The 1,759-nt window shown below is 71.5% G+C and carries 2 protein-coding genes; both read right to left on the bottom strand.

Annotated features, from left to right (window positions below):
• Window positions 1-77: 77 nt before the first annotated feature.
• Window positions 78-824 (bottom strand): ABC transporter ATP-binding protein, encoded by a 747-nt coding sequence (locus ACFVH5_RS44330; protein ID WP_385839361.1) that lies wholly within the window; start codon window positions 822-824, stop codon window positions 78-80.
• 9 nt (window positions 825-833) lie between these two features.
• Complete coding sequence (locus ACFVH5_RS44335; protein WP_385839362.1) at window positions 834-1,628, bottom strand: ABC transporter permease; 795 nt, start codon at window positions 1,626-1,628, stop codon at window positions 834-836.
• Window positions 1,629-1,759 lie beyond the last annotated feature (131 nt).

Below are 1,759 nucleotides of genomic sequence, written 5' to 3' on the forward strand. Positions count from 1 at the left end.
CAGTCTTTCAGCCCGTCCGGCGTTTGAGGACACAGTGACGGGAACGGGTAGGGGCGGCGGGGGCGAGAAAAGTGGGGTCAGGAGCGGACCGCTCTGCCTACCTCCGCGCGCAGCGCCACGAACTCCGGCAAGCCCCGCGTAGCGATCTGGTCGCGTTTGGCGGGGAGCGCGACCGGCAGGTCGAGGATCACCCGCGACCCGGGCCCGGCGGACAGCACCACCACCCGGTCCCCCACGTACACACTCTCGTCGATGTCATGCGTGACGAACACGATCGTCGCCCCTTCGGACTCGTGGACCTCAAGGAGCAGATCCTCCAGATCCTCCCGGGTCTGCGCGTCGAGGGACCCGAAGGGCTCGTCCATGAGCAGCAGCGACGGCCGGCAGACCAGCGCACGCGCGATGGCGACCCGCTGCTGCATGCCGCCGGACAGCTGCCAGGGATACCGCCGCCCCGCCCCGCGGAGCCCCACCCGTTCCAGCATCCGCTCGGCCTCCTCCCGCCGTTCCGCGCGCCCGAGTCCCCGCCGCCGCAGGGGAAGGGCGACGTTCTCGCGGACCGAGAGCCAGGGGTAGAGGGACCGTCCGTAGTCCTGGAAGACGACGGCCAGCCGGTCGGGGACACCGCTGACGGGCGTCCCGTCGACGGAGACGGTCCCCTGCTGGACCGGGAGCAGCCCGGCGACGGTCCGCAGCAGTGTCGACTTGCCGCAGCCGGACGGCCCGACGACGCACAGGAGTTGGCCGTCGGGCACGGTGAGGGTGATGTCGTGCAGGACGGGGTGATCGCCGTATCCCTGGCCGAGCGAGTCGAGACGCAGCATGCGGTCCTGTCACCTGTTCCCTCTGCCCAGCAGTCGCTTCTCGACCGCCAGCAGACCGGTGTTGAGTACGTATCCGAGTGCGCCGAGCAGCACCAGCGCGGCCCAGACCGTGAGCAGGTCCGAGCGTGACTGGGCGTCGGTGAGGGTGAAGCCGATGCCGTTGGCCGTGCCGGGCAGCAGCTCCGAGAAGACCATGAGGACGAGGCAGAGCGAAAGACTCAGGCGCAGGCCGGCGAAGATGCGGGGCAGCGCCGAGGGCAGGAAGAGGAACCGGAGCCGTTCGGCCTTGGTCAGCCGCAGTACCGCGGCCACTTCGACGCGCAGGGGGTCGGTGTTGCGGACGCCCTCCGCGGTGTTGATCAGGACGGGCCAGACCGCGCTGAAGACGATCGACGCGACCTGCATCCGGGTGCCGAAGTCGAGGAGCACGACGAAGACGGGCACCAGGGCCGGGGGTGGGACGGCCCGGGCGAACTGCAGGACCGGGTTGCACAGGGCGTGGGCCCGGCGGGAGCGGCCCAGGGCCGTACCGAGGGCGATACCGGCGATCGCGGCGAGGGCGAAGCCGGTGGTCATGCGGGTGAGGCTGGGGAGGATGTTCTCGGTGGCGGCGGGGGTGAGGAAGGCGTGGGTGGGCGGGCCCGAGAACCACAGGGTGTGGGTGTGGCGGGCGATGTCGGTGGGTGACGGGAAATAGACGGTGGGGTGGGTGCGGGTGGTGAGTTGCCAGGCGGCCACCGCGGTGGCCAGGACGGTCCAGCGCAGGAGGGGGCCGCGGGTTGCCGCCGCCTTGAGGCGCCTCACCGGCGGGCCTCGCCCCGGAGTTCTTCGCCCCCGCCGCCCCTACCCGTTCCCGTCCACGTATGGGGGCTGCGCCCCCTCGCCCCCCGTATCGCGCTGACGCGCTCGTCCTCAAACGCCGGACGGGCTGAAAG

Source organism: Streptomyces sp. NPDC127119, from assembly GCF_042677425.1.
Classification (GTDB): domain Bacteria; phylum Actinomycetota; class Actinomycetes; order Streptomycetales; family Streptomycetaceae; genus Streptomyces.

Excerpts from the sequence above, each read along its gene's own strand:
- ACFVH5_RS44330 (WP_385839361.1), bottom strand. The coding sequence starts at position 824 with ATGCTGCGTCTCGACTCGCTCGGCCAGGGATACGGCGATCACCCCGTC.